General features: G+C 36.8%; 9 protein-coding genes and 1 pseudogene. 1 reads left to right on the forward strand and 9 read right to left on the reverse strand.

Annotated elements, in window-relative coordinates; translation table 11 throughout:
* Positions 1 to 87 precede the first annotated feature (87 nt).
* The 9 genes and pseudogenes from ezrA to udk all read right to left on the reverse strand — a co-directional run bounded on the left by ezrA (position 88) and on the right by udk (position 9,702).
* Positions 88 to 1,812 (reverse strand): septation ring formation regulator EzrA, encoded by a 1,725-nt coding sequence (ezrA, locus tag ACMZ6U_RS06755; protein ID WP_416107354.1) that lies wholly within the window; start codon positions 1,810 to 1,812, stop codon positions 88 to 90.
* 98 nt (positions 1,813 to 1,910) lie between these two features.
* Positions 1,911 to 3,863: a DNA topoisomerase (ATP-hydrolyzing) subunit B gene (gene gyrB / locus ACMZ6U_RS06760; RefSeq protein ID WP_416107356.1), complete on the reverse strand. Its 1,953-nt coding sequence runs from the start codon at positions 3,861 to 3,863 to the stop codon at positions 1,911 to 1,913.
* A 278-nt stretch (positions 3,864 to 4,141) separates the two neighbouring features.
* A complete protein-coding gene (locus tag ACMZ6U_RS06765; RefSeq protein WP_416107358.1) occupies positions 4,142 to 5,320 on the reverse strand; it encodes an FtsW/RodA/SpoVE family cell cycle protein in 1,179 nt (392 codons plus the stop codon).
* Positions 5,321 to 5,635: 315 nt separating this feature from the next.
* Positions 5,636 to 7,303, reverse strand: a complete 1,668-nt coding sequence (gene dnaX / locus ACMZ6U_RS06770; RefSeq protein ID WP_416107360.1) for a DNA polymerase III subunit gamma/tau — start codon at positions 7,301 to 7,303, stop codon at positions 5,636 to 5,638.
* Entirely contained in the window at positions 7,303 to 7,800 is a 498-nt protein-coding gene (locus ACMZ6U_RS06775) for a GAF domain-containing protein (RefSeq protein WP_416107362.1), read from the reverse strand. Before ACMZ6U_RS06775 ends, dnaX begins: the two co-directional genes overlap by 1 nt.
* A 19-nt stretch (positions 7,801 to 7,819) precedes the next feature.
* Positions 7,820 to 7,978, reverse strand: coding sequence for a hypothetical protein (locus ACMZ6U_RS06780; RefSeq protein WP_416107364.1), 159 nt, complete (start codon positions 7,976 to 7,978; stop codon positions 7,820 to 7,822).
* 112 nt (positions 7,979 to 8,090) lie between these two features.
* Positions 8,091 to 8,519 (reverse strand): annotated as a pseudogene (locus tag ACMZ6U_RS06785) (transposase); the annotation flags it as partial.
* A 198-nt stretch (positions 8,520 to 8,717) separates the two neighbouring features.
* Positions 8,718 to 8,993, reverse strand: a complete 276-nt coding sequence (locus ACMZ6U_RS06790; RefSeq protein ID WP_416107365.1) for a DUF1294 domain-containing protein — start codon at positions 8,991 to 8,993, stop codon at positions 8,718 to 8,720.
* A 79-nt stretch (positions 8,994 to 9,072) separates the two neighbouring features.
* Complete coding sequence (udk, locus tag ACMZ6U_RS06795) at positions 9,073 to 9,702, reverse strand: uridine kinase (RefSeq protein ID WP_416107367.1); 630 nt, start codon at positions 9,700 to 9,702, stop codon at positions 9,073 to 9,075.
* A gap of 94 nt (positions 9,703 to 9,796) precedes the next feature.
* Between udk and ACMZ6U_RS06800 the strand changes: the two genes are divergently transcribed.
* Positions 9,797 to 10,882, forward strand: a complete 1,086-nt coding sequence (locus tag ACMZ6U_RS06800; protein ID WP_416107369.1) for a DEAD/DEAH box helicase — start codon at positions 9,797 to 9,799, stop codon at positions 10,880 to 10,882.
* Positions 10,883 to 10,940: the final 58 nt, after the last annotated feature.

Here is a 10,940-nt window from a genome sequence, read left to right on the forward strand (position 1 = left end):
AAAAACTCTCTTAGGAGTTTCTAGTGACTGTAAGTATGTCACTGTCTATCTCTAAGAGAGTATTTAGTTTTTTCGAAATATCTGTTGTTATAGTAAAATCTCTTCGCGTGTTTTTGCGTAAGAGTTTACAAAACGATCTGTTACACCCGGTTCTACAGTCTCTAAAGCATATGAAATTTCCTCAAATGCTCCTTGATAATCGTAATCCTGTTCAAATAATTTTAAAGAATGTTCAAAACTACTTTGAACCCCTGGTTCAAAACTACGGTAACGATTTGAATATTGTAGCAATTGTTCAGTCAATGCAGCATTTTGGACAACACGATAGGTCGTTTCTTCTAGCATATCTAATGAAGATGTTGCTGATTCGGTCATTCTTGCTATCGTCTCAATATGAATACGACCACGACTCAACTCTTCCATCAAAGCCTCAAGTTGCGCACTTGCTGTAAAAAAGACACTTAAAAATTCTTGAGGAATTCCTGGCAGATGACGTTTTTCCATATAACGTTTAATCATGTGAAGTTTATTAATATAGTAATCTAATTTTTCACGAGCATTAGCTTCGGTTCGCTCAACTGCACTCAATTCTTCCGCCACTTCAAGTTGGGCACTTTCAATACGTGCTAAGGTCTGAAGTGCATCCTCTAAGCGACCATCAAGTAAAGAAAATGGCTGTTCTTGCTCTTCAAGATTCATAACACTTGGTAAAATCTTTTCTTCAATTGTTTCCAACTCATCAGAGAAATGACGGATATTAACGTTTTGTCCATCATTTAGAATATATTTTTTAGAAAGACGATTTAATTCATTTGTTAGTTGAACGTTGTTAGCTTTTGCATGAACTAGATAATCAGGAATAATCTTACTATTTTTAACAACTTTTCCGTGCGCCTCAATCTCACGTTCAAAAATATCGTAAAGCTCATTGATACGCTCTTGAATATCTTCATTACCTTCATTAGCTTGATCAAGATCCAGACTAACCAACCCATTTGACGTTGAACGAATAGAATCACGAATATTTTGGAAACGAATTTCAATATCTTTTTCTTTAAAATGATAATTTTCTTCAAGAAGTCGTGCGTAACCACTTTCTAAATCATCCAACTGATCAGGAAAATCATCTTCTAACTTCGTAACGATAGCCGGAATTTTCTCTGAAATTTGTCCCAAAGCAATGGTATGCTCTTCGGCTTTATCCAAAAGGGCAGAAGCTTCAACAGGATCTCCCGATGAATTCAACGTTACAAACTGCGAAAATTCTTTTTCAATATTCTTGAGTTGCTTTTCAATTTCTGGCATAGTCGTGCCATAATTATCGCTGTTTTCGTTAATTGATTGTTGTAGCTCTTCGTACAAGTCTAGAGCATGTTTGACACGCGCACTATTTTTCTCTTCTTGAGCTTTTAAAATATCAAGAGCTTCTCGAATAGCAGCAATATCTTCACGAATTAACGCTAATTGACTTTCAACCTTATCAATTTCTGACTTTGCTTTAAAGAAGTGAAAAGTATCATTGAGATTCTCAGCCTCAAATAATTGCTTCTCAATTTCCTTTAAAGAATTCGATGAAATGTCATCCCATTTTTGTTGCCACTCCCTAAAATTAGCCTGACTTTGGCCGATCAGATGCAGTGACTTGACATCCTCTATTTCAGAAACAACAGGTAACTGTTCAATGTCAGTTTTTTCTTGAACGAGTTTTTCGATTAATGAGTCATTTCTTTTTCGTATTAACACGGCGATAAGATAGGCGACAATCACTAAAACAACGATTGCTACTATCACTAATACAATTCCGCTCGACATGTATTTCTCCTTAGTTATCTTCCTTGTTATGAGTCTTTTAGCATAACGATTATATCACACTAAAAAGCTCTCTGCACCTCTTTTTTACTAGACAGACTCTAGATATCAAGCGTACTATATACAGCATTTTCTTCAATAAATTCACGACGGGGTTCAACTCGGTCCCCCATAAGCATATCAAAGATTTTATCTGCTTCAGCGGCATCGTCAACTGATACTTGAGCCATTAGGCGGTTCTCAGGATCCATGGTCGTTTCCCAAAGCTGATGATCATCCATCTCTCCCAGACCTTTGTAACGTTGAACAGTTGGTTTTGAACGTCCTTGGCTGTAATCAGCTAAAGCTTTCTTCAATTCTTCTTCCTGATTGATTCCTGGTTGGATATATGCTTTTATATCGCTACCAACTTTAACACCATAAATCGGTGGCTGAGCAATATAAACATAACCAGCCTCTAGCACAGGACGCATGAACCGGTAAATCAACGTTAAAAGTAATGTACGAATATGTGCACCATCGACATCAGCATCTGTCATAATCACCAATTTTTGATAGCGAGCTTTGGAAACATCAAATTCCGCACCAAACCCTGTTCCCATTGCTGTAAATAGGCTGCGAATTTCTTCATTGGCTAAAATTTTATCCATTGTAGCTTTTTCAACATTGAGAATTTTACCACGGATAGGTAAAATAGCTTGAAACTCACGATTACGTCCTGATTTTGCAGATCCTCCGGCCGAATCTCCCTCAACAATGAAGAGCTCATTTTGGCTAGCATCATTTGAAGAACAATCGGCTAGTTTCCCTGGAAGATTTGAAATCTCCAGACCTGATTTCTTACGGGTTACTTCGCGGGCACGCTTAGCAGCGATACGAGCCTTAGATGCTAGAATCCCTTTTTCTACAATTTTACGGGCAACTTGTGGATTTTCTAAGAGGAAACGATTGAAAGCTTCGCTAAAGAGACGGTTGGTAATTTTAACAACTTCAGAGTTTCCCAACTTTGTCTTTGTTTGCCCCTCAAACTGAGGATTGGGATGCTTTACTGATATAACCGCAGTTAATCCTTCTCGAACATCATCCCCTGTCAAGTTATCATCTTTTTCTTTTAAGATATTATTGTGTCTAGCATAATCATTGATAACACGAGTCAAAGCTGTTCTAAAGCCTTGCTCATGTGTTCCACCTTCATGTGTATGAATATTGTTGGCGAAACTCATGATAGTTTCATGATAAGTCGTCGTATACTGTATCGCTACTTCAACTGCAATACCATCCATCTCACCCTCAGTAAAAATAGGAGTCTCAAAAATAGTGTCTTTATTTTCATTGATATATTCGACATAGCTAGCAATCCCACCCTCATAATGGTATTCCTTGCTCGTCTCCATACCTTCACGTTTATCAGTAATTGAAATACGCAAACCTTTGTTAAGGAAAGCTAATTCTTGGACACGTTTAGCTAATTTGGCGAAATCAAATTCTGTTGTTTCGGTGAAAATATCAGGATCTGGTGTAAAGTGAACCGTTGTTCCTTGTAAATCTGTATCCCCAACAATTGCTAAATCATCAACAACAACACCACGACGATATTCTTGGTAATAGATTTTACCGTTTTTATGAACTTTAACATCTAATTGTGTTGATAAGGCGTTAACAACAGATGACCCAACACCATGAAGACCACCCGATACTTTGTAGCCTCCACCGCCAAATTTTCCTCCAGCATGAAGAACTGTAAAGACGGTTTCAACTGCAGGGCGACCAGTTTTTTCTTGAATATCTACAGGAATTCCTCGTCCATCATCAATAACTGTAATCGAATTATCCGGCTCAATAAATACTTCAATATGTCCAGCAAAACCAGCTAAGGCTTCATCAATAGAGTTATCTACAATTTCCCAAACAAGATGGTGAAGACCCTCTTTTGAGGTTGAACCAATATACATCCCTGGACGCATACGAACAGCTTCCAAACCTTCTAAAACTTGGATTTGACTGGCATCATAGTCACTAGCCTTATTTTGCAAGTCTTTTAATTCTTCTGTCATCTGCTACTCTTTCTGTCATCGTGATTATCAAAAATCACCTGTTTTTCTATGAATCTTTGATTCTCTAATTCTTACCAATTAATGTAAGAATAGACAAACAACCATAGGGTATATTATATCACAATTATTCTTATTTTACTGTATTTTAGTAAGAAAAAAAGCTGAAATAACTCAGCTTCTTTGGTGTTTTTCTAAAAATCAATAATACCTTAACCTTACAAATAGATTTTATAAAATTCTAAAGAAAGATGTTCTGAATTTAAGCCTTCAATCAACTATCATGCATTTCTCTCTGTTTCTCGTTGCATGTTATTTTGATAAGCCATTGATAAGACTAAGCCAACACCAATTAAATTTGAAATCAGTGAACTCCCCCCTTGTGAAATAAAGGGTAGAGGTATACCTGTCAAGGGTAATATGCCGATAGCTGCCCCAATATTCTCAAAAATATGGAAAAGAATCATCATAATAAACCCTGTCGAAATGTAAGTATAAAACTGATTATTAGATTCTAAAGTAATCAATATCATTCGATAAATTAACAATAAATAAAGGGATAACGTCACTACTGATCCCACAAAACCGAAATTTTCAGCAATGACAGTAAAAATCATATCACTTTCTCGAACTGGGACAGCTAATTCAAGAACAGAAAAACCTTTTCCAAAAATGCCACCACTACCGATTGATAGCATACTTTGCGTTTGTTGATAAGCAATACTTGACGCAAAATCAAATGGTTTTAACCAAGCAGATATTCGATTGATTTGATAAGTATCCATCCCCATGTGATATAGAAATTCACGTCCAGGCTCCCATAAAAAAACTGCTATAAAGGTCAAGAAGGATACCAAACTAACCAAAAAGACGGTAAGAACGATCTTCCAACTCACTCCTGATAGAAAGCTCATCCCGATAAAAATAGCTAGAAAAACCATGGCTGTACCAATATCTTTTTGTAAACCAAGAAGGATTAAAATCGGTAAGGTTACTAATAAAAAACTAGCTAACATTTTCAAATCATTTCTGACACTCTGTTCAGGGTAGCGTCCATGAAACCATATAGCAACTTCAGACAAGAGTAAAATATAAGAAATTTTCATAAACTCTGAAGGCTGAAACAGGGTCGTATTCCCTATAGTTATCCAGTTTTTAGATCCTGTTGACTCTACTATAGCAGGGCTGTAAAAAAAGAGTGGCAAAATCATAAGAATTAGCCCAAGAACATATAAAAAAGGACTAACTTTCCATAAAAATTCTGTCGAAAAAAGCATCACAGCAAAAGCAATTCCTAAACCAATAATCACCCAGGCAACTTGTTGCAACATCACCTGAACAATGTTATCAGGATAGTCGTGAATCGTTGCAATATATATCGCAACAAAACCAGTGATTATCAATAAAATAACAGGAATTATCAGGATAAAGTCAATTCTTTTATTGATTACGTGTTTCAAGTTCTACTAAACCTCTTCATACTTAAAGTGATTTTTATTATACCACTAATTCTTTCTTTTGGAGTAAATTGTCCTTAACAATTCCGACTAACATTCTTTGTCAATTAGAGCGTATATGTATTGCCAAACCACGGGTTACAATCTGTTTAAAATACTAAGAGAAGAGATAGGACTTGAAACACTACTAATTGTCAAATTAAGCTAACCAATTTATACGACTTACCTTACCGTGTACTTTTAATTTCACCTTCCATGGGAGATTGCTTGTCTAGCTCAACGTTAAAAACGATTGATATTAATAAATATTGATTTAACTTAGTCTTCTACTGTGGAAATTTTATCAGAGAGAAAGGCAAAATTCTCTGGGATAGTAGCCTTTGCTTCCTCTGCTTCTTCGGTCTGTTTAGCTGATTTCATTCGTTTGGCAAACTCTGTTCGAATGTTGTTAAAATCTGATTTAGCTACAGCCATGATATTTGGTGAAAAACCAGCCGCCTTACTCATAATATTACCAAAAATGTCATTCAAATCTGTTCGTTTCATGACTTGTTCCGCGTTAAAGGCTGCATCAAAAGCTAAAATAGCATTCTCACTATTAGCCAAAACAGGTTCCGAACCTAATAACAAGGCACGGTTCTGTGGGGTAATAGAATCTAAAATCTCATTCCATGAGGTTTTCAAAGCTTCCAAATACTGACGAGATTTTTCAGAATCCTCAACCGTTTCCTGCATAATCGTTATGATTTTTTCACGATCCACTTTAAAACGTGTTGTACGTTTTGTTGGATTAGTCACAGAAACTGATGCTGATTGGTTGAGCGTTTCAGCTAATTTTTCTTTAAGCTGGGCAATCTCATTTTTCATTTCCTGAAACTGTTGCCAAACATCATCCGGTAAATGCGTTTCGTGACTCCCTTTAGCTATTCTTTCAGATAAACGAATGGTCAACATTTCAGCATAAATTTTAGGATGAGTTCCTTGCTTTATTTGCTGTAAGCCATCTGTTACCACATCAATCATGTCAAAAATCGTTTGGGACTCCAAAGCTAGATTAGCTTCAAAAATAGGACTGATATGGGTATTCTCACCACCTGATTGAACAATTAACAGATCTCTCAGGTACTGCAACAAGTCTGTTACAAAGCGACTCATGCTTTTACCTTGATCAAAAATGATTTCTAAGTGATTTAAGGCTGCAGTTGTGTCACTTATCATCAAACACTCAACATAAGCATCCAAACTAGCTAAGCTGATTGAGCCAGTAATCTCCTCGGCGATTTCTCGAGAAACACCTTGATCAGTCGATAGGGATAGCGCTTGGTCCAAAATAGACAAAGCATCACGCATGCCTCCCTCAGCTCTTCCGGCAATAAGCGTTAGTGCATCCTTATCATAAGGTACTGATTCTTCATCAAGAACGCTTGCCATATGCTCACGAATATCAGCTAGTTTAATAGCTTTGAATTCAAATCGTTGAACACGAGACAAGATAGTGGCTGGAATCTTATGTAACTCCGTAGTCGCTAAGATAAAAACCACATTCTCCGTTGGCTCTTCCAAGGTTTTCAACAAGGCATTAAAGGCACCTGTGGATAACATGTGAACCTCATCAATGATGTAGACCTTATAGGTTGCTCGACTTGGTGCATAGGTTGATTTATCTCGAATATCACGTATCTCATCAACACCATTATTTGATGCCGCATCAATCTCGATAACGTCATCAAGACTTCCCTTAGTAATATCACGGCAAATATCACATTGATTACAAGGTTCGCCATCTACTTGATTAGGGCAGTTCATAGCCTTGGCAAAAATTTTAGCTGCGCTAGTTTTTCCAGTTCCTCGCGGACCAGAAAAGAGATAAGCATGGCTGATTTTACCTGAAGCAACAGCTTTTTTTAAAGTCGTCGAAATAACCGTCTGTCCAACCATATCATCAAAACGTTGACTCCGGTATTTACGATAAAGGGCTTGGTACATTAATCTTCTACTCCAAACATGTGGAAATTAAAACGTGTTTTATCAAGCAAGATAGCAACAAATTTTTCTAAGTATTCTTGATCAATCTCATCATAGTCACCAACAACACTTGAGTCTAAGTCAAGAACACCAATCAATTTGCCATTTTTCACCATCGGAACAACAATTTCACTCATGGCTGCTGAATCGCAGGAAATATAATTAGCATGCTTGGTTACGTCGTCAACGATCAAGGTTTCATTCTTTTCAGCAGATTCACCACAAACACCTTTACCAAGGGCGATATGTACACAAGAAACATTACCTTGGAAAGGTCCTAAAATCAATTCTTGCCTATCAAACAGGTAGAAACCTGAAAAAACGGTATTGGGTAGAGTTGTTCTAATCATGGCTGAAGCATTTGACAGATTAGCTAAAGCATTGTTTTCATTGGCAAATAAGCCTTCCGCTTGAGCTAACAAAATCTCGTAATTATCTTTTTTTATACTATTAATCATAGATATTATTATACCATAATTATGCTGGCTTTAAAAAATCCACAATACCATCCACAAGCCCTGCGACATCATCTAAATAAAGCTGATGACTAGCATCTTGTAAGACACGATAAGTCACATGATAATAAGGTTTAAGATATTCTGTGGGTTGTCCTGCTAGAAGTAAGGAGTGTCTCAACTCTTAACTCTCTTTCTTAATTATCCAACCAACACTTTCGCCTCGTCCTTAAGAGATTGGTAACCCTATCAGGGCTGAGTTTTAGGTGGTAGCCAGTAGTTGTCTTGACATAATCCACAATCTGACCTGAATAGGCAATCAACCCTTCATCTGTGAGATGGGCATAGAACAAATCGAACAACGCCTTGTCACGACCTGACTTGGTTAATTTCTCACGATAGAGCCAGATAGTTTTCGCATCTGGAACAGTGTCTTCATGATAACCAACAAACCGACGAAAAGATAGACGATCCAGTAGTTGGTATTCCATGGCATCGTCAGATAGGTTATGAAGACGTTGAAGCAAGAGCACTTCGAACATCATGAGATAGTCTAGGTGAGGACGACCGCCACGACTGATGGCTTTATCTTTAGGACTGAATAACTCTGATAACAAAAGAAGAAAGATAGTCCAATCCATAATGGCATCCAAACGTTCTAAGGGATTACCTTTCTCTGATAGTTTTGACAAAATTTTTTCATCGTCTGTGACTAAATGCATGACAGCTCTCCTCATTACTTTTGATTCTATTATCTCATTTTTGCGAAATTTAGGGAGTTTTTAGAGGTGCCCTTATTTATAATTCAAATAGCTTGGTAATTCAAGCTAAAAATAATAATCTCTTTAATATTTTTCACAATTTAGTTATTCTATACTTTAGTTTCAATTGTAAATACTTTTTAATTACAAAAAAACAGCTCACACATTTTGAAGAAACAATATGAAAACCATCACCCCTAAAATCAACAAAATCCCTAACCACCATGACCAGACAAAGTACCATTTCTGTGTTTTATGATGACATAATTTGCCACCAATCAAAGCTCCTAGGCCACCTAAAAATAAGGTGATGGTCAGTAAGAAGGGTTCCGATATTCGCCACCCTCCTTTAATCGCTTGAATTTTATCATAGCCGTAGGCTAAAAAAACAAACAAATTCCAGATAAACAATGCCATCAATAATACCGTTAACATTTTTCTCCCTACTAAAAAATCAGTGAATCATCCTTACATAATCCACCGATTTTACAACTTTCTTAACAAGACTCTTTCATTAATTAGATTCGCCTAAAATACTTGCCACTTTGGTATTAATCAAATCAATAGCAACGGTATTAGACACACCTTCTGGGATAACAATATCAGCATAACGCTTAGTAGGTTCAATAAACTGATGATACATGGGCTTAACCACACTGGTATACTGATTGATAATACTATCTAAACTACGTCCCCGTTCTTCCATATCACGCTTAATACGACGGATGATACGAATATCATCATCTGTATCCACAAACAATTTGATATCCATCAAATCACGCAAGCGCTTATCTTCTAAAACAAGAATACCTTCCACAATAAAGACGTCTTGTGGTTCTTGGCGATAAGTCTTACTACTACGGGTATGCTGAGTATAATCATAGACAGGAATATCCACAGGTCTACCTTCAATGAGTTCATTGAGCTGATCAATCATTAAATCTGTATCAAAAGCAAGTGGATGATCATAATTAGTCTTCACACGTTCTTCAAAGGTCAGATGAGCCTGATCTTTATAATAAGAATCATGTTCAATCATAGCAATTTTTTCATCTGGAAAATTAGCTAAAATTGCTCGAGAAACACTGGTTTTTCCACCACCAGAACCACCAGTGACACCAATAATAATAGGTTTTTTACGCATTGTTCGCTCCATTTTTTACAACATTGTTAGCTATTATATCACAATTCATGCTATAATATAAAGCAAATCTACAGAAAAAATAAAAGGAATCACCATGATTAAACATCTCCCAAAAGAATGGCAGAACAAACTTGCTGATCTTGGATTTAACGACACAACACCTATCCAAAAGGAGCTATTTTCCCCCTTATCTGCTGGTGAAAATGTTTTAGGCATTAGCCCAACTGGTACTGGTAAAACATTGGCTTATATGTGGCCTCTACTCTTGACACTGACGCCTAAAAAAGCACAACAATTACTCATTTTAGCTCCTAATAGTGAATTAGCTGGTCAATTATTTGACGTTGCCAAAACATGGGCGGAACCAATCGGATTGACCCCGCAGCTACTGCTTTCAGGATCTAGCCAAAAAAGACAAATTGAACGCCTAAAAAAAGGACCTGAAATCATCATCGGCACACCCGGGCGTGTTTTTGAACTAGTGAAACTTAAAAAAGTTAAAATGATGAACATCAATACAATTGTGCTTGATGAATACGATGAACTCTTAAGCGATTCTCAAATACAATTTGTCACTAAGATTAGTAACCATGTTCCCCGCAATCATCAAATGGTCTATCTATCTGCAACTCAAAAGATAAGCAGTGATAGTTTAGCTGATGATACCAAAATTATTGACCTTTCTGATCAGGAACAAAGTGCTATTGCTCATTACTATATTAGGCTTGAAAAGCGTGACCGCCTAGAATTTCTTCGTAAACTCAGTAACATCCCCGATTTTCGTGGACTAGTTTTTTTCAATAACCTATCTGATTTAGGAGCTGCTGAAGAGCGCCTACAATTCAATGGAGCGTCTGCTGTCTCACTCGCAAGTGACATCAACGTTAAAATGCGAAAAGTTATCTTGGAGAAATTCAAAAACCATGAATTAAGTTTACTACTAGCTACTGATCTAGTTGCTAGAGGAATTGACATCAACAACCTTGAAACTGTCATCAATTTTGATATCCCCCGTGATCCTGAAACCTATACCCATCGTGCTGGAAGAACTGGACGCATGGGGAAGGAAGGACAAGTTATTTCATTAGTAACTCACAAAGAAGATCTCAAAAAACTCAAAAAAATGGCTTCCGTACAAGAGTTACAACTCAAAAATCAAATCCTATCATTAAAGAAATAAGGTTTGCAGAAATGCTCATGCTCGGCATTCTGTTGACAATTGTACAATATAAAAAGTC

Origin of the sequence: Streptococcus pluranimalium, assembly GCF_047785745.1 — a bacterium.
GTDB classification, from domain to species: domain Bacteria; phylum Bacillota; class Bacilli; order Lactobacillales; family Streptococcaceae; genus Streptococcus; species Streptococcus pluranimalium_B.